This is a genomic window from Bradyrhizobium sp. 22, assembly GCF_000482425.1.
Lineage (GTDB): Bacteria > Pseudomonadota > Alphaproteobacteria > Rhizobiales > Xanthobacteraceae > Bradyrhizobium > Bradyrhizobium japonicum_B.
The window spans coordinates 1,248,867-1,270,475 of the sequence record NZ_KI519400.1; the positions used below are offsets into that span (position 1 = coordinate 1,248,867).

At 64.6% G+C, this 21,609-nt stretch carries 25 protein-coding genes; 11 read left to right on the forward strand and 14 right to left on the reverse strand.

The window, feature by feature from the left end; all coding sequences use genetic code 11:
- Positions 1 to 4 precede the first annotated feature (4 nt).
- The 10 genes from K410_RS0131230 to urtA form a co-directional block, all read right to left on the reverse strand.
- Positions 5 to 544, reverse strand: coding sequence for an HD domain-containing protein (locus K410_RS0131230; protein WP_028138518.1), 540 nt, complete (start codon positions 542 to 544; stop codon positions 5 to 7).
- Positions 545 to 608: 64 nt separating this feature from the next.
- Positions 609 to 1,205, reverse strand: coding sequence for a hypothetical protein (locus K410_RS37520; RefSeq protein ID WP_155253766.1), 597 nt, complete (start codon positions 1,203 to 1,205; stop codon positions 609 to 611).
- Between the two features lie 13 nt (positions 1,206 to 1,218).
- Positions 1,219 to 1,524: an urease subunit beta gene (locus K410_RS0131240; protein ID WP_028138519.1), complete on the reverse strand. Its 306-nt coding sequence runs from the start codon at positions 1,522 to 1,524 to the stop codon at positions 1,219 to 1,221.
- A gap of 131 nt (positions 1,525 to 1,655) precedes the next feature.
- Positions 1,656 to 1,958, reverse strand: coding sequence for an urease subunit gamma (locus K410_RS0131245; RefSeq protein ID WP_007605424.1), 303 nt, complete (start codon positions 1,956 to 1,958; stop codon positions 1,656 to 1,658).
- A 37-nt stretch (positions 1,959 to 1,995) separates the two neighbouring features.
- Positions 1,996 to 2,826: an urease accessory protein UreD gene (locus K410_RS0131250; RefSeq protein WP_028138520.1), complete on the reverse strand. Its 831-nt coding sequence runs from the start codon at positions 2,824 to 2,826 to the stop codon at positions 1,996 to 1,998.
- Positions 2,827 to 2,856: 30 nt separating this feature from the next.
- Entirely contained in the window at positions 2,857 to 3,552 is a 696-nt protein-coding gene (gene urtE / locus K410_RS0131255) for an urea ABC transporter ATP-binding subunit UrtE (RefSeq protein ID WP_028138521.1), read from the reverse strand.
- A 3-nt stretch (positions 3,553 to 3,555) separates the two neighbouring features.
- On the reverse strand, positions 3,556 to 4,317 hold the full coding sequence (gene urtD / locus K410_RS0131260) for an urea ABC transporter ATP-binding protein UrtD (protein WP_028138522.1): 762 nt from the start codon (positions 4,315 to 4,317) through the stop codon (positions 3,556 to 3,558).
- Positions 4,318 to 4,323: 6 nt separating this feature from the next.
- Positions 4,324 to 5,490 (reverse strand): urea ABC transporter permease subunit UrtC, encoded by a 1,167-nt coding sequence (urtC, locus tag K410_RS0131265; RefSeq protein ID WP_028138523.1) that lies wholly within the window; start codon positions 5,488 to 5,490, stop codon positions 4,324 to 4,326.
- The gene (gene urtB, locus K410_RS0131270) at positions 5,487 to 7,094 is read right to left on the reverse strand and encodes an urea ABC transporter permease subunit UrtB (protein WP_028138524.1); all 1,608 of its coding nucleotides are present in this window, start codon (positions 7,092 to 7,094) and stop codon (positions 5,487 to 5,489) included. Before urtB ends, urtC begins: the two co-directional genes overlap by 4 nt.
- A gap of 84 nt (positions 7,095 to 7,178) precedes the next feature.
- The gene (urtA, locus tag K410_RS0131275) at positions 7,179 to 8,501 is read right to left on the reverse strand and encodes an urea ABC transporter substrate-binding protein (RefSeq protein ID WP_028138525.1); all 1,323 of its coding nucleotides are present in this window, start codon (positions 8,499 to 8,501) and stop codon (positions 7,179 to 7,181) included.
- Between the two features lie 482 nt (positions 8,502 to 8,983).
- Here urtA and K410_RS0131280 point away from each other — a divergent pair, with 482 nt between their 5' ends.
- The 3 genes from K410_RS0131280 to K410_RS0131290 all read left to right on the forward strand — a co-directional run bounded on the left by K410_RS0131280 (position 8,984) and on the right by K410_RS0131290 (position 11,363).
- Positions 8,984 to 10,570, forward strand: coding sequence for a DEAD/DEAH box helicase (locus K410_RS0131280; RefSeq protein WP_049820400.1), 1,587 nt, complete (start codon positions 8,984 to 8,986; stop codon positions 10,568 to 10,570).
- A gap of 24 nt (positions 10,571 to 10,594) precedes the next feature.
- Positions 10,595 to 10,882, forward strand: a complete 288-nt coding sequence (gene infA / locus K410_RS0131285) for a translation initiation factor IF-1 (protein WP_008131890.1) — start codon at positions 10,595 to 10,597, stop codon at positions 10,880 to 10,882.
- 268 nt (positions 10,883 to 11,150) lie between these two features.
- Positions 11,151 to 11,363, forward strand: a complete 213-nt coding sequence (locus K410_RS0131290; RefSeq protein WP_028138527.1) for a cold-shock protein — start codon at positions 11,151 to 11,153, stop codon at positions 11,361 to 11,363.
- A 94-nt stretch (positions 11,364 to 11,457) separates the two neighbouring features.
- On the opposite strand, the gene K410_RS0131295 is transcribed toward K410_RS0131290, so the two are convergent.
- From K410_RS0131295 to K410_RS0131310, 4 genes are all read right to left on the reverse strand, one after another.
- Positions 11,458 to 12,072, reverse strand: a complete 615-nt coding sequence (locus K410_RS0131295; RefSeq protein WP_028138528.1) for a TadE/TadG family type IV pilus assembly protein — start codon at positions 12,070 to 12,072, stop codon at positions 11,458 to 11,460.
- 23 nt (positions 12,073 to 12,095) lie between these two features.
- On the reverse strand, positions 12,096 to 12,671 hold the full coding sequence (locus K410_RS0131300) for a TadE/TadG family type IV pilus assembly protein (protein ID WP_028138529.1): 576 nt from the start codon (positions 12,669 to 12,671) through the stop codon (positions 12,096 to 12,098).
- A gap of 229 nt (positions 12,672 to 12,900) precedes the next feature.
- Positions 12,901 to 13,398 carry a pilus assembly protein N-terminal domain-containing protein gene (locus tag K410_RS0131305; RefSeq protein ID WP_028138530.1) on the reverse strand — a complete coding sequence of 166 codons (498 nt, stop codon included), beginning with the start codon at positions 13,396 to 13,398 and terminating at the stop codon, positions 12,901 to 12,903.
- 149 nt (positions 13,399 to 13,547) lie between these two features.
- Complete coding sequence (locus K410_RS0131310) at positions 13,548 to 14,375, reverse strand: sterol desaturase family protein (RefSeq protein WP_028138531.1); 828 nt, start codon at positions 14,373 to 14,375, stop codon at positions 13,548 to 13,550.
- A gap of 266 nt (positions 14,376 to 14,641) precedes the next feature.
- On the opposite strand from K410_RS0131310, the gene K410_RS0131315 reads away from it, so the two are divergent.
- The 8 genes from K410_RS0131315 to K410_RS0131350 all read left to right on the forward strand — a co-directional run bounded on the left by K410_RS0131315 (position 14,642) and on the right by K410_RS0131350 (position 21,597).
- The gene (locus K410_RS0131315; protein WP_028138532.1) at positions 14,642 to 14,806 is read left to right on the forward strand and encodes a Flp family type IVb pilin; all 165 of its coding nucleotides are present in this window, start codon (positions 14,642 to 14,644) and stop codon (positions 14,804 to 14,806) included.
- A 76-nt stretch (positions 14,807 to 14,882) separates the two neighbouring features.
- Positions 14,883 to 15,023 carry a hypothetical protein gene (locus K410_RS40690; protein WP_196236097.1) on the forward strand — a complete coding sequence of 47 codons (141 nt, stop codon included), beginning with the start codon at positions 14,883 to 14,885 and terminating at the stop codon, positions 15,021 to 15,023.
- A 123-nt stretch (positions 15,024 to 15,146) separates the two neighbouring features.
- A complete protein-coding gene (locus tag K410_RS0131325; RefSeq protein ID WP_028138533.1) occupies positions 15,147 to 15,671 on the forward strand; it encodes an A24 family peptidase in 525 nt (174 codons plus the stop codon).
- A gap of 128 nt (positions 15,672 to 15,799) precedes the next feature.
- Positions 15,800 to 16,600 (forward strand): Flp pilus assembly protein CpaB, encoded by an 801-nt coding sequence (cpaB, locus tag K410_RS0131330; protein WP_028138534.1) that lies wholly within the window; start codon positions 15,800 to 15,802, stop codon positions 16,598 to 16,600.
- A gap of 11 nt (positions 16,601 to 16,611) precedes the next feature.
- The gene (locus K410_RS0131335; RefSeq protein WP_028138535.1) at positions 16,612 to 18,087 is read left to right on the forward strand and encodes a type II and III secretion system protein family protein; all 1,476 of its coding nucleotides are present in this window, start codon (positions 16,612 to 16,614) and stop codon (positions 18,085 to 18,087) included.
- A gap of 20 nt (positions 18,088 to 18,107) precedes the next feature.
- Positions 18,108 to 18,842: a CpaD family pilus assembly protein gene (locus tag K410_RS0131340; RefSeq protein WP_028138536.1), complete on the forward strand. Its 735-nt coding sequence runs from the start codon at positions 18,108 to 18,110 to the stop codon at positions 18,840 to 18,842.
- Positions 18,839 to 20,107 (forward strand): CpaE/TadZ family protein, encoded by a 1,269-nt coding sequence (locus K410_RS0131345; protein WP_028138537.1) that lies wholly within the window; start codon positions 18,839 to 18,841, stop codon positions 20,105 to 20,107. The genes K410_RS0131340 and K410_RS0131345 overlap by 4 nt, the downstream gene beginning before the upstream one ends.
- Before the next feature lie 20 nt (positions 20,108 to 20,127).
- Complete coding sequence (locus K410_RS0131350) at positions 20,128 to 21,597, forward strand: TadA family conjugal transfer-associated ATPase (protein WP_028138538.1); 1,470 nt, start codon at positions 20,128 to 20,130, stop codon at positions 21,595 to 21,597.
- The last annotated feature ends 12 nt before the right edge of the window (positions 21,598 to 21,609 follow it).

The window sequence follows — 21,609 nt, forward strand, 5'->3', positions numbered from 1 at the left end:
GTGGTCACAGCAACGCCCTCGCTGCTTTGACGGCATCATCGAATCTTTCGTCGAGCCACGCATTGCCCCCGCGGCAACCCGCCACGACTTGCGTGGCCCATTCGATGTAGTCGGCGAGATCGTCGCGCTCCGCGGCACTCGGATCGAAATGGATCCGCGCGCCGATATTGCTGATCTTATCGGTAATCTTGATCAACTTGGCGCCGGGCGACTTCTTCGGTGCCTCGAGCACCTGAAGCCGCCGCCGCTCGGCCTTGGGCAGGTTCATGTCATCGGTGCATTCGGCGACGAGCGATGCGACACGCTCGGAAAATCGCTGCGCAAGCTCCTTGCGCGTGGTGTCGGTGTCTTCGAGCGTATCATGCAGCCAGCCGGCCGCGACCAGCTCGGCATCGGCGCCGTCGGTCGCGGTCGCCAACAGGTTCGCGACCTCCGCGAGATGATTGATGTAAGGCTCGTTGCCGCGCCCCTTGCGCGCCATGCCGTTGTGGCGCTGCGCGGCCAGCTCGGCGGCTTCGGAGATGAGGCGAACAGCAGGCAGCACTCTCACGCCTCCACAGTGCCAGTCAACGCATCGTTCACTGCGCTAGCGCAATGGTCGGCGAAAGTCATCGTTGCCCCCTCGGCCCGCCTGAGGTGCCATGAGAGGCGGGCCTCAGACATTGCGCCTGAAATTCGGCAACCTTCTTCAGACCTGACTTTGCGATCGGGTCCTTTCCATAGTCCGCCACCACCGATCCGAACCTGAATCCGATCCGGCCAGTCTGCTTGAACTTGTTGAACCATTCACCATCGGCGCTAACTTGGAAACGATATTCCCAGCCGCCGGCCTCCGAAAACGAGGGTTCGACGATCGATGTGTCTCCTTCGAGTTGCACCTTCGGATAGGCGTTCGATCGGACGAAGTCCGCAAGGACCTTGCGCTGCCTGTCATTGGCCGCACCAAGAACATCGATAACGCCCGACGCCGGCCGACAGTAGAACCACACGGTTCCCAACTCGTCGGTCGCCTCGGTCTCGGTGAATGCAAGCAACAATCGTCCGTCGCCTATCTTGTTTACGCGCCACTGCCAGCCGTCTTCGCCGTAGCTGGTCGACGAGAAAGCGAACGCGAGGACGATGGCAGCAAAGCCTCGGTGGACCGGCCAGGCGAACGTCCGGCTCACCGGCGTTGCCGAAACTCGTCCTCGGGGCTTCGCAGACATCGAAAGCATCGCTTCACAGCTTTCCCATGACGTCGCCGCGGAAGCCGTAGATGGTCTTCTTTCCCGCCAAGGCGACGAGCTGCACGTCGCGGGTCTGGCCGGGCTCGAAGCGGACGGCGGTGCCGGCGGCGATGTCGAGGCGCATGCCGCGCGCCTTCTTGCGGTCGAACTTCAACGCGGGGTTGGTCTCGAAGAAATGGTAGTGCGAGCCGACCTGGATCGGGCGGTCGCCGGTGTTGGCAACCGTCAGGATCACGGTCTTGCGGCCGGCATTGAGCTCGATCTCGCCGTCCTGGATGAAGAGTTCGCCGGGGATCATGTGCTACCTCGTCTTGCTCTGCTGCGTCATGGCCGGGCTTGTCCCGGCCATCCACGTGGAGCCACCTGGTTCGAAGGTCGTGGATGCCCGGGACGAGCCCGGGCATGACGGTGTTGATATAGCGTCGTGTCTCAACGGATCGGCTCGTGCACGGTGACGAGCTTGGTGCCGTCAGGAAAGGTCGCCTCGACCTGGATGTCGTGGATCATCTCGGGGATTCCGGGCATCACCTGATCGCGGGTGAGCACCTGCGCGCCGGATTGCATCAGCTCGGCCACGGTGCGGCCGTCGCGCGCGCCTTCGAGGATGAAGTCGGAGATGATGGCGATCGCCTCGGGATGGTTGAGCTTGACGCCGCGGTCCAGCCTGCGGCGCGCCACGATCGCCGCCATAGAGATCAGAAGCTTGTCCTTTTCGCGGGGAGACAGGTTCATGCAGAATCTCTTCCGTTCAATTCGTCAATTCAGCCGGTCAATTCAGCCAGAGCCGCGGCAGGGCCGCGCCGGTGCGTGCCAGCACAGCCATCATGTCGGCGCGCAAACGCGCCGCATCTTGGGCACAGAACCGCGCCATTGCAAAGCCATTCCAGGCCGAGATTCCGACCTCGCCGGCGAAAGATTCGGACGCTTCGCGGATGCGCTCGACCAGGGCCTCGTCGCCGGGCGCGATCAAGGCCGTACCGATCGCGGCGCCGCCTTTGGCAATGGCCGATCGCGCGAGCTTGGCGCCGATGTTACCGTCGAGCCGGACGGTCTCGGCGAATACCAGCTTGCCCCCACGCCTCAGCCGCCAGCGGTCGACGAACTCGCCCTGCTCCATCCGCTCGCCCATGGCGGTGCGGCCGAACACGACGATCTCGCAGAGCAGGAGCGAGGCGGCCTCGTCGAGCGCGATGTCGAAACGGCGCTGCACCCGGGCGTGGTCGAACAGGATGGTTTCCTGCGGCAGCCAGGACAGATGCGCCCCCGCGCCGACCTGCAAAGCGATATTGAGCTGCGCTGCCGGCCCCGGTGCGCGATAGACCTTTTCGGCGGCCGCCGTCGTCAAGGTCAGACGCGAGCCTTGGCCTGCCGTGACGTCGATATCGAAACCGTCGCCGCCGGCAACGCCGCCGGCCGTGTTGACGAACACGCCGGAGAGGCCCTGATCCTCCGGCGAGGGAAAGCGGACGCGGAGCGAGCCGGATTCTTGCAAGGTGCCGCGCCGCGTCACGCCCTCGCGGGCGTGCACGTCGAAGCGCACGGCACCGCGGGCGCGGTTGGCCTCGAAAACCTCTGACGTGGTTGAAACGTCGCTGCGCATCCGCCTCCCCAGCCGGTCGCGACAGACGGCCTACAGTGCCATCTGGCGGCTGATCTCGCTCGCGTCGAGGTTGGCGCGGTCGCAGGTGAACTTCACCGCGCCGCGATCCATCACCGCGAAACTGTCGCCGAGTTCGCAGGCAAAGTCGAGATATTGTTCGACCAGCACGATGGCGATGTTGCCGAGGTTGCGCAGGTACGAAATGGCGCGGCCGATGTCCTTGATGATCGAGGGCTGGATGCCCTCGGTCGGCTCGTCGAGCAGCAGCAGCTTCGGCCGCATCACCAGCGCGCGGCCGATCGCGAGCTGCTGCTGCTGGCCGCCGGAGAGATCGCCGCCGCGCCGGCCGAGCATCGATTGCAGCACCGGAAAGAGCGAGAACACATCGTCCGGAATGTGCTTGTCCTCGCGCTTGAGCGGGCCGAAGCCGGTCTTGAGGTTCTCCTCGACCGTCAGCAGCGGGAAGATCTCGCGACCCTGCGGCACGAAGCCGATGCCCTTGCGGGCGCGCTCATAGGGCTTCAGGCCGGTGATGTCACTGCCGTCGAGCATGATCGCGCCCGAGGCGATCGGATATTGCCCGACCATCGCGCGCAGCAGCGAGGTCTTGCCGACGCCGTTGCGGCCGAGCACGCAGGTGACCTTGCCCGGCTCGGCCGAGATCGAGACGCCGCGCAGCGCCTGGGCGGCGCCGTAGAACAGGTTGATGTTCTTGACCTCAAGCATCGCTCAGCGCCCCAGATAAACTTCGATGACCCGCTCGTTGGACGAGACCTGGTCGATGGTTCCTTCCGCCAGCACCGTGCCCTCGTGCAGGCAGGTGACCTTGACGCCGAGCTCGCGCACGAAGGTCATGTCGTGCTCGACCACCATCACGGTGTGGGTCTTGTTGATCTCCTTCAGCAGCTCGGCGGTGAGATGCGTCTCGACGTCGGTCATCCCCGCGACGGGCTCGTCGACGAGCAGCAGCTTGGGATCCTGCGCCAGCAGCATGCCGATCTCCAGCCATTGCTTCTGGCCGTGGCTGAGGCTGCCGGCAAGGCGGTTGCGGGCGTCGGTGAGGCGGATCGTCTCCAGAACCTTGTCGATGCGCTCGGACTCGGCCCTGCTGCCGCGCCAGAACAGCGTGCCGCGGACCGAGTGGTCGACGTTGAGCGCGAGCAGGAGGTTGTCCTGCACGGTCTGGCTCTCGAACACGGTCGGTTTCTGGAATTTGCGGCCGATGCCGAGTTCGGCGATGCGGGTCTCGTCGAGCCGCGTCAGATCGGTGACGCCGTCGAACAGCACGGTGCCCTCGTCCGGCTTGGTCTTGCCGGTGATGATGTCCATCATCGTGGTCTTGCCGGCCCCGTTCGGGCCGATGATGGCGCGCATCTCGCCGGGCTCGAGCGTCAGCGACAGATTGTTGATGGCGTGGAAGCCGTCGAACGAGACGTGCACGCCGTCGAGATAGAGCATTGCGGACGTGGTGCGGCTGTCCATGACGTTCATGTGCGGCTACTCCGCCATCTTGGGTTCGGTGACACCGTCCTCGGCCGCGGCGCTCGCCGAGCTCGCCGTGCGCTTCTCCTTGGACTGGTCCCACCAGGCGTTGAAAGTGCCTACGATGCCCTTGGGCAGCAGCAGCGTCACCAGGATGAACAACGCGCCCAGCATGAATAGCCAATACGGCGCGAGCACGCCCGAGGTGAAGAACGTCTTGGCGTAGTTGACGACGACGGCGCCAAGCGCGGCGCCGACCAGCGTGCCGCGGCCGCCGACCGCGACCCAGATCACCGCCTCGATCGAATTGCCCGGCGCGAACTCGGACGGATTGATGATGCCGACCTGCGGCACGTAGAGCGCGCCGGCGACGCCGGCCATGCAGGCCGACACCGTGAACACGAACAGCTTGTAGGATTCGACCCGGTAGCCGAGGAAGCGCGTGCGCGATTCCGCATCGCGCACCGCAATCAGCACCTTGCCGAGCTTCGACGAGACGATGGCGCGGCAGATCAGGAAGCCGGCGATCAACGCCAGGCAGCTCAACGCAAACAAGGCAGCGCGCGTCCCTTCGGCCTGGACGTTGAAGCCGAGGATGTCCTTGAAGTCGGTCAGGCCGTTGTTGCCGCCGAAGCCGAAGTCGTTGCGGAAGAAGGCGAGCAGCAGCGCATAGGTCATCGCCTGCGTGATGATCGACAGGTACACGCCGGTGACGCGGGAGCGGAAGGCGAGCCAGCCGAAGCAGAAGGCGAGCAGCCCCGGCACGACCAGCACCATCAGGGCGGCGAACCAGAACATGTCGAAGCCGTACCAGTACCAGGGCAGCTTCGAGTAGTTCAGGAACACCATGAAATCCGGCAGGATCGGATTGCCGTAGACGCCACGGGTGCCGATCTGCCGCATCAGGTACATGCCCATCGCATAGCCGCCGAGCGCAAAGAAAGCGCCGTGGCCGAGCGAGAGGATCCCGCAATAGCCCCAGATCAGGTCGATCGACAGCGCCAGGATCGCGTAGCAGACATACTTGCCCCAGAGCGCGACCAGATAGGTCGGCACCTGCAGGAACGAGCCTGCGGGCAGCAGCAGGTTGGAGAGCGGGATGAGGATGCCGCAGGCCGCGACGACGGCAAGGAAGATCGTCGCGCTGCGGTCCAGCGATCGCGTCAGCATGTGAGGGGTCATGCTTCCACCGCACGGCCCTTGAGCGCGAACAGGCCGCGCGGCCGCTTTTGAATGAACAGGATGATGAGGACCAGGATGGCGATCTTGCCGAGCACGGCGCCGGCGACCGGCTCCAGGAACTTGTTGGCGATGCCGAGCGTGAAGGCGCCGACCAGCGTGCCCCAGAGATTGCCAACCCCGCCGAACACCACGACCATGAAGCTGTCGATGATGTAGCTCTGGCCGAGATTGGGGCTGACATTGTCGATCTGCGACAGCGCCACGCCGGCGATGCCGGCAATGCCCGAACCGAGACCGAAGGTCAGCGCGTCGACGCGCGAGGTCGCGATGCCCATCGAGGCCGCCATGCGGCGGTTCTGCGTCACCGCGCGCATCTCGAGGCCGAGTGCGGTGTAGCGCAGCATCGCGAGCAGGATCGCGAACGCGGCAAGCGTGAAGAGCAGGATCCAGAGCCGGTTATAGGTGATGGTGATCTGGCCGAGCTCGAACGCGCCGCTCATCCAGGAGGGATTGCCGACCTCGCGGTTGGTCGGGCCGAACATGGTGCGCACCGCCTGCTGCAGCACCAGCGAGAGACCCCAGGTCGCCAGCAGCGTCTCCAGCGGACGGCCGTAGAGGAAGCGGATGATGCTGCGCTCGATCAAGACGCCGATCGCGCCGGCGACGAGGAAGGCGAGCGGCACGGCGATCAGCAGCGAATAGTCGAATAGGCCGGGATAGCGGGTGCGGATCACCTCCTGCACCACGAAGGTGGTGTAGGCCCCGAGCATCACCATCTCGCCATGCGCCATGTTGATCACGCCCATCACGCCGAAGGTGATGGCGAGCCCGATCGCGGCGAGCAACAGCACCGAGCCGAGCGAGAGGCCGTACCAGGCGTTCTGCACCATGGACCAGACCGCGAGCGAACTCTGGATCGAGCCGATCGCGCTCGCGGCCGCCTTGGTCACCGAGGCCGGCTGGTCGCCCATGCCGGTGAGCAGCGCCAGCGCGTCCTGGTCGCCGCGCGCCTTGAGCGTGGCCACGGCCTCGAGCTTCTCGACCTCGGTCGCATCGGACTTGAACAGCAGGATGGCGGCGCGGGCCTCGCCGAGGGCCGTCTTGATCGCTCTGTTGCCTTCCTTGGCGAGCGCGGCATCGACCGCATCGAGCGCCGTCTCCTCATGCGACTTGAAGACCGATTGCGCGGCCTGCAGGCGCGTTCCGACATCCGGCGATTGCAGCGTCAGGCCGCCGAGCGCGGCATCGACACTGCGGCGCAGACGATTGTTGAGGCGCACCGCGCTCGCACTATCGGGAACGCTGGCCACCGCCTCGCCGGTCGCGGCATCAATCGACTTGCCGTCGGTGCCGGTGACGTAAACCTTCTTGCTGTCCGGATCGGCCATCAACCGGCCGTCCTGGAGCGCGCTGATGATCGGAAAGGCCAGCTTGTTGCCGCTGCTCGCGACTGCGCCGATCGCCTCTTCCGTGTCGGAGAAATCGTCATTGGCGAACTTGGCGACTCCGTCCTCGAACGGGCCGGCGAAGGCCGGCAGCGCGAACGCGATCAGCAATAGCGAGAGCGCAAGCGAGCAGAGGCGCGCGGACAGATAGGCTGGCACTGTGAATGACCCCGGCAGAAATAGGTGGAGAGGGCGGCGGGATCGCCGCCTTCTCCGGTCGCGCAATGGCGTGTCAGATCCGGATCAGGAGCCGGAACCGAGGCACTTGTTGGTCTTGGTATTGAAGTTGCCGCACTTCTTGCCGACCCAGTCGCCGATCAGGTCCTTGGAGCCATCGAGCTCCTTCGACCAGGCATCGCCCGCGACGAGGCTTGGGGTCTTCCAGACCACGTCGAACTGGCCGTTGCCCTTGATCTCGCCAATGAACACCGGCTTGGTGATGTGGTGGTTCGGGAGCATCTTGGAGGTGCCGCCGGTCAGGTTCTTGGCTTCGATGCCCGGGAGAGCGTCGATGACCTTGTCGGGATCGGTCGACTTCACCTTCTCGACCGCCTTGACCCACATGTCGAAGCCGATCACGTGCGCTTCCATCGGATCGTTGGTCACGCGCTTCGGATTCTTGGTGTAGGCCTGCCAGGCCTTGATGAACTTCTCGTTCTCCGGCGACTTGATCGACTGGAAGTAGTTCCAGGCGGCGAGATGGCCGACCAGCGGCTTGGTGTCGATGCCGGCGAGCTCTTCCTCACCGACCGAGAACGCCACCACCGGGATGTCCTTCGCCTTGATGCCCTGGTTGCCGAGCTCCTTGTAGAAGGGAACGTTGGCGTCGCCGTTGATGGTCGAGACCACCGCGGTCTTCTTGCCGGCCGAACCGAACTTCTTGATGTCGGCCACGATCGTCTGCCAGTCGGAGTGACCGAACGGCGTGTAGTTGATCATGATGTCGTCCTGGGCGACACCCTTGGACTTGAGATAGGCTTCCAGGATCTTGTTGGTGGTGCGCGGATAGACGTAGTCGGTGCCCGCGAGCACCCAGCGCTTCACCTTCTCTTCCTTCATCAGGTAGTCGACGGCGGGGATCGCCTGCTGGTTCGGCGCCGCACCCGTATAGAACACGTTGCGCTCGCTCTCCTCGCCCTCGTACTGCACGGGGTAGAACAGGATGCTGTTGAGCTCCTTGAACACCGGAAGCACCGACTTGCGCGACACCGAGGTCCAGCAGCCGAACACGACCGAGACCTTGTCCTTGGTGATCAGCTCGCGCGCCTTCTCGGCGAACAGCGGCCAGTTCGACGCGGGGTCGACGACGACGGCTTCGAGCTTCTTGCCGAGAACGCCGCCCTTCTTGTTCTGCTCGTCGATCAGGAAGAGGATGGTGTCCTTCAGCGTGGTTTCGCTGATCGCCATGGTGCCGGACAGAGAGTGCAGCACGCCGACCTTGATGGTGTCGTCCGCGGCCTTCGCGCCAGTCAATGAAGCCAGACCGAGCACCAGTCCAGCGGTCGCGGCGAGCACGCCGCGGCGGCTAAATGATGCCGCTATATCGTGAGTAGATTTGCTAAGCATGAGTGTCTCATCTCCCTGACGCAGACGTGAAAAACGCTGCGAAACGGCCCCACGGCCGCCTGCGATTAACGGATTCGCAAGAACCGTGCCATGGGCTGAACCCCCTGCAACTTGTTGATTCTACTGTCAAAATTCTGAAAAAAGGGGGTCCTGGGGCGAAGAGACCGCTCAAATCTTAGGCAACTCAAATGTATGCCAAAGCGGCAGGCTGGTCATCTCTTATGCAAATCACCCGCCCTGGCTAAATTTCCGGCATAACTATTTCTGCACTGCAATCGCCTTTTGGCGCGGGCCTGCCTTGAAAGCGCCCCTTGGATGTTCCATATGAGCAGCCGAGACCTCTTGCGAATCAAGAGGTCGTTGCGAGCCGCGTGTTCTTAAGCCCCTTAACGGGCCTCTGGCTTGCCCCATATCTCCCAAGCCATCCGACACCCTAAACACGCAGGTGTCTTCTCGACACCCTTTTGCGCGCGCCGCGCCGAATGCGCCGGGCGCCCGCTTTTGACATGGAAAGAACCCATCTTTTGACTTCGTTTCAGGATTTCGGCCTCGCCGAACCGATCGCGCGTGCTCTCGCGGAAGAGAACTACGTCACTCCCACCCCCATCCAGGCCCAGACCATCCCGATCGCGCTGACCGGGCGCGACGTCGTCGGCATCGCCCAGACCGGCACCGGCAAGACCGCCTCGTTCGCGCTGCCGATCCTGCACCGCCTGCTCGAGCACCGCATCAAGCCGCAGCCCAAGACCTGCCGGGTGCTGGTGCTGTCGCCCACCCGCGAGCTGTCCGGCCAGATCCTCGACAGCTTCAACGCCTATGGCCGCCACCTGCGCCTCGCCTCGACGCTGGCCATCGGCGGAGTGCCGATGGGCCGCCAGGTCCGCGCCCTGATGCAGGGCGTCGATGTGCTGGTCGCCACCCCCGGCCGCCTGCTCGACCTCGTGCAGAGCAACGGGTTGAAGCTCTCGAGCGTCGAGTTCCTCGTGCTCGACGAGGCCGACCGCATGCTCGACATGGGCTTCATCAACGACATCCGCAAAATCGTCGCCAAACTGCCGATCAAGCGGCAGACGCTGTTCTTCTCGGCCACCATGCCGAAGGACATCGCCGAGCTCGCCGACGCCATGCTGCGTGACCCCGCGCGGGTCGCGGTGACCCCGGTGTCCTCGACCGCCGAGCGGATCAACCAGCGCATCGTCCAGGTCGACTTCTCCGCCAAACCGGCGTTCCTGACCAGGCTTCTGAAGGATGAGCCGGTCAACCGCGCACTGGTCTTCACCCGCACCAAGCACGGCGCCGACAAGGTGGTGAAGTCGCTCGAGAAGGCCGGCATCCCTGCCAGCGCCATCCACGGCAACAAGTCGCAGAACCATCGCGAGCGCACGCTGGCCCAGTTCCGCTCGGGCGAGATCCGGACCCTGGTCGCCACCGACATCGCCGCCCGCGGCATCGACGTCGACGGCATCAGCCACGTCATCAATTTCGACCTGCCCAACGTGCCGGAAACCTACGTCCACCGCATCGGCCGCACCGCGCGCGCCGGCGCCGAGGGCACCGCGATCTCGCTGGTGGCCGGCGGCGAGGAGCTCAGCTATCTCCGCGACATCGAGCGGCTGATCCGCGTGGCGTTGCCGCGCGAAGACCACCGCACCGATGCCGGTCGCCGCGACGCCGGTCCTCCCCCGCCGCAGCAACGGCAGGGCCGGCCGGGCGGCCGCCCGGGCCAGCGTCCTCAGGGCGCCCGGCACGGCGACGGACGGCGTGGCGACGAACGACATGCTGACGGACGTCATCACAGCGCCGGCAGGCCGGCCGACGGACGGCCCGGCGAAGGACGTCATGGCGAGGGCAGACCTGTTGATGGCAGGCCGGGAGAAGGCCACAAGGCCTCCAAGGGGTCTCGCCGCCGGCGTGGTCCTGGTGGTAAGATGAATTCCTCACCCGCCGATCGGTCGGAACAGCGTCCCGCGCATAGCGCCGGCAAGCCTGATGGAATACAAGGCGTTGCCTTTTTGCGTCGCGAGAGCCGCCCCAACGGCCGACCGAACCGCAATCCTCATTCGAACTAACAGTCTACGACTGGAGACACCCACATGGCTAAGGAAGAGCTGATCCAGTTCGAAGGACTGGTCACCGAAATCCTCCCCGACGCCCGCTACCGCGTGCAGCTCGACGCCGGACACGAGATCGTCGCCTATACCGCCGGCAAGATGAAGAAGAACCGCATCAAGACTCTGGCGGGCGACCGCGTGACGGTGGAGATGTCGCCCTATGACCTCGAGAAGGGTCGGCTGATTTTCCGCCACAAGGACGAACGCCCCAGCGGCGTGGGCGGACCGCCTCGTCCCGGACAGCGTGGCGGCCAGTTCCGTCGTCGCTAGTCGAGCGGCGGCGCACGGCGCGGCAGTAAAACTCCGAACTTTCCATTGGTCCGCCGTGAACACCACGGCGGATCAAAAAATCGTGCGCGGCTGGATTGTTTTGCCGCTGGAATTCCGATAAAAGGAATTTATCGATTTTCGGCCGGACGACATTAGCATCCACCGGTACAGCCGGTTCAGACACGCTGACGACCCTTCCAAAAATTCGATCTAACTGGCCTGCGCGAGCAGGCTGTCACATTGTGTTATCTGAGAAGGGACTACCCCCGTGAGCATGGGAACCGTGAAGTGGTTTAACGCGACCAAAGGCTTCGGCTTCATTCAGCCCGACGACGGCGGCCAGGACGTGTTCGTCCACATCAGCGCTGTGGAACGTGCGGGCCTCGGCACGCTGCGCGAAGGTCAGAAGATCTCCTACGAGATCGTGGCCGACCGCCGTTCCGGCAAGTCGGCTGCAGACAACCTCCGCGCCGCAGGCTGAACCCGCCGGGCCTCGCCCGATCGGCTCGCAAGAAGCAAAGAAGGCCGTGCGCAACGCACGGCCTTTTTCATGTCCAGGCCCCCCCTCGGGAGCGTCAGCACGAGGACGGCACGTTGTTGTATTGAACGCAAGTGGCCTGCCGCGGCCGCGTGTAGGACAGATCTTTCAGCGCTATGTTCGACTTCAACACGTAGCCCACCGACGGCGTGTAAGTGTAGCTCGCCTCGCTGAGGATGAGATAGGTCGACGGAATCAGCAGCGTCGGCGGAATCTCGTTGGTCACCTTGTCGCCGGCCTTCCGGCCCGAGGTCGCCAGCGTCGCTTGCGTCGCGCCGCTCGCGATGGTTCCGGCCTTGCTCCACTGCACCGTGGCAATCTTGTCGGCATCGATATAGATCTGGGAAATCGAGCCCTTCACGAGCGTAGCGTCGTACGGCATCACGATCGAGATGCTCGCCGTGAACGTGTTCTGCATGTCGGCATCGGCAAGCGTCGTCGATTGCGACGTCAGATCGGACAGCGTCCGTGCGATCAACGTGACCTTGCGATCGATCGCCACCGCCGACGAGAATTCGACGGTGCCGAAGAACATCACCAGCATCAGCGGGACGATGACCGCGAATTCGGTCGCCGCGAGCGCGCGCGTGTCGGCGACGAAGTCGCGCGCCGAGCAGCGGGCATTCCCCAGGAAGTTCGCAATCGCCTGCATTGGCCCGCCCAGATCCATCTGCCTCAGAAGGGTTCGTTCTTGAAGGCCGCGGTCGCCACCAGCAGCCGCTTGTTGCTGCAGCCGATGTTGTAGCCGAGGCCGGTGACGAAGAGCGGCCATTGATAGAACAGCCGCACCACGACGACCTGGCTGGAGCTGCCGGGATTGTATTGCACGCCGGCCGGATTGAAGGTGCAGGAATCGCCGTAATTGGTGAGGCTCAGCGTCGTGAAGGAGCTGGTGCTGACCACGTCGACGTAAAGCTTGCTGCAATCGAACAGCGCCGGGATCTGGGTGCAGACATAGGCCTTGAACGTGGTCTGATTGCATGCCGAGACCGCGTTGGGCACCGTCTGACAGGCCGCCACCGAGCCGCCCTGTGCTTGCGCCTGACCGGTCAGGATCGCACGCGCCGAATTCTGGGTGATGGTCTCGAGCACCTGCCCTGCGAAAAATACCAACGCGGTCTCGATGATGGCGAACAGCAGCCCGAAGAAGATCGGAGCGACCAGCGCGAACTCGACCGCGGCGGAGCCGCGGCGGCTGCCACGAAACCGGCATAGCGCTTTCCGGAGCGTGAATCTCGTAGGCGCAGGCATCGCGTCAAATTCCCCAGCAGCGGCGATCATCTGCTTCGTTCAATAGCTAAAACTGATTGTTTAAGTGTTGCAGGCGATTCACGCTGCGCGAAGCGGTCGGTTAAGGATGCGTTAACCCCGCGCGCCGGCGGCGGCCAAGGATGACGCCCAGAGGGACGTCGCTGGCATGCAGAAGCGGCGCGGCAGAATCAGGCGATCCACCCCGGCGCGAAGCCGCCAATCGATTCGGCTAGTTGGACTTGGTGGCCGCACCGGCGTTGCCGCTGGCACTGCTGCTCAGCGAACCGGCCTGGTTCATGGTGTTGTTGAAGTAGGTGTCGCTATCGCCGAGCGTCACCCGACGCTGGCAGAGCGGCATGCAGCTGTAGGACTCGCGCTCAATCCCGCGATAGACGGTGACGAGCCGGTCGCTCGGGCCTTCGACCTGAATCTGGCGGTCGACCAGAATCTCGCCGCCCCGGTCGAGCGCAATGAAATTGGTGGCACCGTAGCCCTTGCCGGTCACGACGATCATGCCGCCGGGCTGGAGCGTCACGTCGGCAATCAGGGGATTTCCGACCACGATGGTCGCCACCTTGCCGGGCAGCCGCACCAGCTTGGCCTGGTCGACGTTGACGGCGATGGTGTCGGCGGTCGGTTCGGCGAGGCCGGCAGCCGGCGATGCCAGCACTGCGGCAGCAACCAGAAGACAGACCCGCGCATGACGGCGCAGCAATTCCTTACGCATACTCATACTCCCGGGACGTCACAAACCGGCAGAAGCTAACAGCGGAGCCGGTGCCCGACCCGGCTAACCTGCCCTTAATTTGTGAACGTTCCGCAAACTCGCCGACGATTGTTTGAACGTAGTCGGGATTTGCCGCCGATTTTCCCACCCTACTGGCGGAACGGATAGGCCAATTGGCCCCCGATCTCCTTCGGTATGGCCGCTTCGTCCTTGCCGTAATCCTGCGGCAGCCGCCCCTCCGGCATGCGGAACGTGCCGAACAGCACGTCCCAGACCGGGAACGTCCCGGCGAAATTCGTGTTGCCGCCTTCGTCGAGCGACGTGTGGTGCCAGCGGTGGAACACCGGCGTTGCCAGCAGATATTTGAACGGTCCGAAGGTCCAGTTCAGGTTGGCGTGCACGAACGCCGAATGGAAGGTGGTGAATGGGCCCACCCAGAGCATGATGTTCGGGGAAATGCCGGCCATCAGCAACACGACGTCGACGCTGATCGTGCCGAGCAGGAGGTTGATGGGATGGAAGCGGGCCGCCGAAATCCACCCGATTTCCTCGGACGAATGATGGATGGCGTGGTACTTCCAGAAGCCACCGTCATGGAAGAACCGGTGGATCCAGTACAGCATGAAATCGGACAGCACCAGGAACAGCAGCGCCTGCACCCACAGAGGCAGCTGCGCCAGCGGCCCATGGCCGTTGTCGTAGAAGGCGATGAGCTCGTCGGCGTCGTGGATGTTGAAGACGACGGCGGCGCCGACGATCAGAAGTCCGATCCGCATGGTGCGGGCGAACACCGGAACGAAGAACCAATAGCAGATGTCGGTGATGATCTCCCGCTTGCGCCACCACGGGGCGCCGGGGTTGCAGGCCCAGAAATGCTCGAGCACGGTGAAGACCGCCGCGAGCACGAAGGTGACGGGGAGCAACTTCGCGATGGTCTCGCCGAGCATCAGGGCGACTTGCATGGGCAGGCTCGACATCATCGCCTCTCTCCGCGAATTCCGGTCCTTTGTTACGCCTACTCCGTGAGATTTAAGGGAGGGTGAAGCGGCCGCCGTGCCGGCGACGCATCTGGAACCGAAATTGAGGCCGCGGCCTTAAGGCGAAATTCACTCTGGACGAAAGCATCGCGCCGGACGCGGGTTTACGCGATCGGATTAACTCTACCGAAAGAGCTCGGCTCACATGGTCATCGGGTCAAAGACAGCGCCGAACGAGGCGATCCCACCCGAATGGAGTTTTGTTCATGAAGAGCTTGATTGCGCGTTTCGCAAAGGATGAATCCGGCGCAACCGCCATCGAATACGGTCTGATCGCCGCCGGTATCGCGCTGGCCATCATCACCGTCGTCAACAGCCTCGGCAGCACGCTCAACACCAAGTTCACCTCGATCAGCACCGGGCTGAAGTAAGCAACAGACGAACGACGGCAAAAGCCCCGGACCTCCGGGGCCTTTGTTTTTCCAAGGACGGCGAGTTCCAGTGGCGTTGCGTGAGTCCAGAACCGGTGCCGCAGTCGCGGCAGACGAGGCAGCTGCGGCGCAGGCCGGCTCGCCGGTCTATTGGGTCTGCCTTGCGCTGCTGCTTGCGACAGTCGCGCTCGCCGCGCGCATTGCCAGCCTCTGGTAGGCACGCGTTCCGCAGCTTCGGCCTTGCATGAACCTCGCGGCCGTTGTCGGTTTGTTTAGCACTGCCGGCTAGAATCCGGCGACGCCAGTTCCCGCGGCAAACCCAGGCCTCAAGACGCAGCCCATGATCCTCGACCTTGCGCGCCTTCTGCTCTTCCCTGCCCTGATGGCGTTCGCCGCCGCGAGCGATCTGTTCACGATGACGATCTCCAATCGCGTGTCTCTGGCGCTGGTCGCAGGCTTCTTCGCGCTCGCCCTCGCCGGCGGCATGGCACCTTACGAGATGCTGAGCCATGTCGGCGCCGGCGCGCTGCTGCTCGTCATATCCTTCGCCTGCTTTGCGATGGGCTGGGTCGGCGGCGGTGATGCCAAGGTCGCGGCCTCCGTCGCGCTCTGGTTCGGGTTCGCGCAGCTGATGAACTTCCTGCTCTACGCCTCGCTGTTCGGCGGCGCGCTGACGCTGCTCCTGCTCCAGTTCCGGCAATGGCCGCTGCCCTACGGGCTGGCGGGTCAGGCCTGGCTCGCGCGGCTGCACGCCAAGGAGAGCGGCATCCCCTACGGCATCGCGCTCGCGCTGAGCGCGCTGATGGTCTACCCCGAGACCGAATGGGTGAAGGCGATCGACCTCGCTCACCTCGCACTGCGCTGAACGCACCGGGTAAACCCGGCGTTAAGGCGATTTAGATACGCCTCATTAACCATGCTTTGACGAATAGCTGGTCAACTGCCGATTACGGCGGCGGCAGCGTCGCGGCGTCTTGTTGGAAAGTGAAGCGTATGAATAGGGCACGCATTGTCGTCCTGGCGGTCGCCATCAGCGCCGGCGGCGTCGCCGCGTACCTGGCGAGCGGCTCGGACCAATCTGCACCGCCTCCGGCAGCTCCGGTCGCCCAGCTTCCGACCGTCGACGTCCTCGTGGCCAAGAACGACATCGGCCTCGGCCAGACCGTGAAGCCGGAAGACGTGCAATGGCAGACCTGGCCGGCCGCGACCGCCAGCGCCACCTTCATCCGCCGCAACGAGCGTCCCGAGGGCGCGACCCAGGTCACCGGTTCGATCGCGCGCGCCCCTTTCATTCAAGGTGAGCCGATCCGCGACCAGAAGCTGGTCAAGGCCGAAGGCTCCGGTTTCATGGCTGCAATCCTGCCCACCGGCATGCGGGCGATCTCGACCGAGATCTCGCCGGAGACCGGCGCAGGCGGCTTCATTCTGCCCAACGATCGGGTCGACGTCCTCTTGACCCGCCGGCTGAAGAACCCGGACCAGAACAACGGCGCCCCCGACATCGTCACCTCCGAGATCATCCTGGCCAATATCCGAGTCCTCGCCATCGACCAGGCGCCAAAGGAGAAGGACGGCCAGAACGCGGTGGTCGGCAAGACCGTCACCCTCGAGCTCAATCCGGCGCAGACCGCGACGCTCTCCGCAGCCCGCCAGAGCGGCACGCTGTCGCTGGCACTGCGCAGCATCGTCGACGTCAAGATGAGCGAAATCACGCTCGATGATTCCGCGCAGAAGCGGGACGGTGTTTCGATCATTCGCTACGGCATTCCAAGTCAGACGGCGAAAGTACGATGAAGACAGTCGATATGAAACGCAGGGTGGATTTGGCGACGATGCGAACCTCGGCGGTTCGCGCCCTGTCGTTTTCGGCCGCGCTGGCGCTGGCGCTCAACCCGGTGCTGACCCCCGCGGTTGCCGCCGATTACCGTCCCGGGGCCCTGGCCGCGGCGGATGGCCAGATGAACGCGCGCTTCCTCTCGCTCGGAGTCGGAAAATCCGTCGTGATCGACCTGCCGCGCGACATCAAGGACGTGCTGGTCGCCGATCCCAAGATCGCCAACGCGGTGGTCCGCTCGGCGCAGCGCGCCTATATCATCGGTGCCACGGTCGGCCAGACAAATATCGTGTTCTTCGATTCCGCCGGCCAGCAGATCGCGGCCTATGACATCGCGGTCAAGCGCGACCTCAACGGCGTGCGGGCCGCGCTGAAGCAAATACTGCCGAATTCGGACATTCAGATCGACGGGCTCGGCGACGGCATTGTCCTGACCGGCACGGCGGCGAATCCGATGGAGGCGCAGCAGGCCAACGAGCTCGCCGCGCGCCTGGCCGGCGGCGTCGACAAGGTGGTGAACTCGATCGTGGTGCGCGGCCGCGACCAGGTCATGCTCAAGGTGACGGTAGCCGAGGTCCAGCGCACCATCGTCAAGCAACTCGGCATCGACCTCAGCGCCAGCCTCAATTACGGCACGTCGGTGGTGAGCTTCAGCAACTCCAATCCGTTCACCGCGCTCGGCAAGAACCTCGTGGACGGCAACAATTTGACGACGAAGTTCGGCGGCTCGTCGTCGGTGCAGGCCACCCTGCGCGCGATGGAGACCGCGGGCGTGATCCGCACGCTGGCCGAACCGAACCTGACCGCAATCTCCGGTGAATCGGCCACGTTCATCGCCGGCGGCGAATTCCCGGTCCCGGCAGGCTATGCGTGCGACCCCACCACCCATGTCTGTACCACCCAGATCAGCTTCAAGAAGTTCGGCATCTCGCTCAACTTCACCCCCGTGGTCCTGAGCGAAGGCAAGATCAGCCTGCGCGTGATGACCGAGGTCTCGGAGCTCTCGAACGAAAACGCGATCACGCTGTCGCAGGCCGTGACCTCGACCTCGGTGAATTCGCTGACGGTGCCCTCGATCAGGACCCGCCGCGCGGAGACCTCCCTGGAAATTCCCTCCGGCGGCGCCATGGCGATGGCGGGCCTGATCCAGCAGCAGACCAAGCAGGCCATCAGCGGACTGCCGGGGCTGATGCAGCTCCCGATCCTCGGCACGCTGTTCCGCAGCCGCGACTTCGTCAACAACGCTACCGAGCTGGTCGTGATCGTGACGCCCTATGTCGTTCGCGCGGTGGCGCCAAAGGATCTGTCGCGGCCGGATGACGGCTTCGCCCCGCCCGCGGATCCACAGGCCCAGCTGCTCGGCAACATCAACCGCATCTACGGCGTGCCGGGCCGGACCGAACCGGCCAAGAACTACCGCGGCACCTACGGCTTCATTACCGACTGAGGCGGAACGGGGACTCCACGATGATCACAAGACCACCCCAGCTTCGCAAGCGCGCCATCCGTCTCGGTGGCGCGCTGGTCGCAATGGCGCTCGCGCTCAGTGGCTGCCAGCACGACGAGGTCGTCACCGCCTCGATTCCCGGCGACTACAAGCAGCGCCACCCGATCGCGATCGAGGAGCAGAATCGCTCGATCGTCGTCTTCGTCGGCCATGCCCGCGGCGGATTGACCGCGGCCCAGCGTGCGGACGTGATGGGCGTCGCCTCGGCATGGCTGCGCGAAGGCACCGGCGCCATCCGCATCGACGTGCCGTCCGGCACGCCCAATGCGCGACCGGTGGCGGACACGATGCGCGAAATCCAGGCGATGCTGGCCGCGGCGGGCGTTCCGCCGCGGGGTGTCAACGTTCGCCCCTACCAGCCCGAGGACAGGCGCTTCCTGCCACCGATCCGTCTCACCTATTCCAAGATCGCAGCGATCGCAGGCCCCTGCGGCCTGTGGCCGGACGACATCGGCCCTTCGATGAAGAACAAGGGCTGGTTCGAGAACAAGGAATATTACAATTACGGCTGCGCCTATCAGCGCAACCTCGCCGCGATGGTCGACAATCCGTCGGACCTCGAGCAGCCGCGGCCTGAAACGCCGTCCTACACTCCCCGGCGCATCACCGGTCTCGAGAAGTATCGCAAGGGACTCACGAGCGCGACCACCTATCCCGAAGCCGACAAGGCCAAACTCAGCGACACCGGCAAATGATCAGCTACGCTCGCCAGACACACGAAGAGCAGCCGGAAGCCCCGCCTCCGCCGGTCGAGGAGCATATCGCGCCCTCGCCGCGCGTCTCGGTCCAGGCCTTCTGCGAGACGGTCGAGACCGCGGCCGCGGTGCAGTCGGCCGGCGAGGATCGCCGCCTCGGCAAGGCCCATCTCAAGATCCAAATGGGCGGCATGGCGGCCGCGATCGAAGCCTACCGCTCGGCTCCCACGCCGAACGTGATCGTGCTCGAGAGCGACGGCCGCAACGACCTCCTGGGCGGGCTCGACCAGCTCGCCACCGTCTGCGATGCCGGCACCCGCGTGGTCGTGATCGGCCGCATCAACGACGTCACGCTCTACCGCGAGCTGGTGCGCCGCGGCGTCAGCGACTATGTGCTCGCGCCGGTCGGCGCGATCGACGTCGTACGCTCGATCTGCAACCTGTTCTCGGCGCCGGAAGCCAAGGCGGTCGGCCGCATCATCGCCGTGGTCGGCGCCAAGGGGGGCGTCGGGGCTTCCACCATCTCGCACAACGTCGCCTGGGCGATCGCGCGCGACCTCGCAATGGACGCCGTCGTCGCCGATCTCGACCTGGCTTTCGGGACCGCCGGGCTCGACTACAACCAGGATCCGCCGCAGGGCATTGCCGACGCCGTGTTCTCGCCCGATCGCGTCGACACCGCCTTTATCGACCGCCTGCTGTCGAAATGCACCGACCATCTCAGCCTGCTGGCGGCGCCGGCCACGCTGGACCGGGTCTATGATTTCGGCACCGACGCCTTCGACTCCGTGTTCGACACGCTGCGCTCCACCATGCCGTGCATCGTGCTCGACATTCCGCACCAATGGTCGGGCTGGACCAAGCGCGCCTTGATCGGAGCGGACGACATTCTGATCGTGGCCGCCCCCGACCTTGCCAATCTGCGCAATACCAAGAACCTGTTCGACCTGCTGAAGGCCGCGCGGCCCAACGACCGGCCGCCGCTCTACTGCCTGAATCAGGTCGGCGTGCCGAAAAGGCCCGAAATCGCCGCCGCGGAGTTCGCCAAGGCGATCGAGAGCCAGCCGATCGTCTCGATCCCGTTCGAGCCGCAGATCTTCGGCTCGGCGGCCAACAACGGCCAGATGATCGCGGAGATCTCCGCCAACCACAAGTCGATCGAGATGTTCCTTCAGATCGCCCAGCGCCTGACCGGCCGCAGCGAGACCAAGAAGCAAAAGTCGTCCCTGTTTTCACCCCTGATTGACAAGTTGCGGGGAAAATAGCCGCCGCATGGAGTTGTTAAGTGTTCGGTAAGCGTAGCGGAACAGACACCGACCTTCGGGCGCCCAAGCCCGGCGCCGTGTCGCTCGAGCCTGCCCAGGCTCCGGCGCCGACGGTGTCGCGCGCCCCGCCGCCGCCGGCCGTCGCCTCGCCGCCGCTTGCTCCCGCCAAGGCCCCGCCGCCCCCGGCGATGGAGAGCCGGCGTTCCGACAATTATTACGAGGTCAAGGCGACCATCTTCGGCGCGCTGATCGAGGCGATCGACCTCGCCCAGCTGGCCAAGCTGGATTCGGAATCCGCCCGCGAGGAAATCCGCGACATCGTCAACGAGATCATCGCGATCAAGAACATCGTGATGTCGATCGCCGAGCAGGAGGAACTGCTCGACGACATCTGCAACGACGTTCTCGGCTACGGCCCGCTCGAGCCGCTGCTGTCGCGCGACGATATCGCCGACATCATGGTCAACGGCGCCAACACCGTCTACATCGAAGTCGCCGGCAAGATCCAGCGCACCGGCATCCGCTTTCGCGACAACCAGCAGCTCCTCAACATCTGCCAGCGCATCGTCAGCCAGGTCGGCCGGCGCGTCGACGAATCCTCGCCGATCTGCGACGCACGCCTCGCCGACGGCTCCCGCGTCAACGCCATCGTGCCGCCGCTGTCGATCGACGGCCCGACGCTCACCATCCGCAAGTTCAAGAAGGACAAGCTGACGCTGGATCAGCTCGTCAAGTTCGGCGCGATCTCGCCGGAGGGCGCCGAGATCCTCCAGATCATCGGCCGCGTCCGCTGCAACGTGCTGATCTCCGGCGGTACCGGCTCGGGCAAGACGACGCTGCTCAACTGCCTGACCAATTACATCGAGCACGACGAGCGCGTCATCACCTGCGAGGACGCCGCCGAGCTCCAGCTCCAGCAGCCCCATGTGGTGCGGCTGGAGACCCGTCCGCCCAACATCGAGGGCGAGGGCCAGGTCACCATGCGCGAATTGGTGCGCAACTGCCTGCGTATGCGGCCCGAACGCATCATCGTCGGCGAAGTCCGCGGACCCGAGGCGTTCGACCTGCTCCAGGCCATGAACACCGGCCATGACGGGTCGATGGGCACGCTGCATGCCAACAATCCGCGCGAAGCGCTGTCGCGCTGCGAATCCATGATCACGATGGGCGGCTTTTCGCTCCCCTCGCGAACGATCCGCGAGATGATCTGCGCCTCGATCGACGTCATCGTCCAGGCCGCGCGCCTTCGCGACGGCTCGCGCCGCATCACCCACATCACCGAGGTGATGGGCATGGAAGGCGACACCATCATCACCCAGGACATCTTCCTCTACGACATGATCGGCGAGGACGCCAACGGCAAGATCATCGGCCGCCACCGCTCGACCGGCATCGGCCGTCCGAAGTTCTGGGAACGCGCGCGCTATTACGGCGAGGAGAAGCGCCTTGCCGCTGCTCTCGACGCCGCGGAAGTGGCGCCGACGACGTGAGCAGGACAGCGA